Below are 314 nucleotides of genomic sequence, written 5' to 3'. Positions count from 1 at the left end.
GGTGAAAGTGAGCCACCCGCGCCGGGGCAAAGTGAGCCACTTTTGGACCTGATCTGTCTGTAATGTGCCAAAGGTCTTTTTTTGTGAAAAAGGACCATGGCGAACAAGCAGATAGACATGCGAAAAATAAAACGGATATTCAAGCTCCACACCTCAGGTGTGAGCAAGCGGCGGATAAGCCAGCAGTTGGGCATCTCCCGCAACACGGTGGCCAAGTACATCGATTTCTTCAAGCGCTACCGCCTGACGGCCTATGAGGTGGAGAAGATGACCTTGGAGGAACTGCACGGCCTCTTCAAGGCCGACCAAAGGCC

Annotated in this window: 1 pseudogene; it reads left to right on the top strand. The window is 53.2% G+C overall.

From position 1 onward, the window contains the following. Nucleotides 1-96: 96 nt before the first annotated feature. Nucleotides 97-314: pseudogene (locus K1F36_RS20035) on the top strand (helix-turn-helix domain-containing protein); the annotation flags it as partial.

The organism is Flagellimonas abyssi, from assembly GCF_019457905.1.
Taxonomy (GTDB): domain Bacteria; phylum Bacteroidota; class Bacteroidia; order Flavobacteriales; family Flavobacteriaceae; genus Flagellimonas; species Flagellimonas abyssi.
Note: the sequence above shows the minus strand (reverse complement) of the source record. Positions and strands in the feature narration are given on the sequence as shown.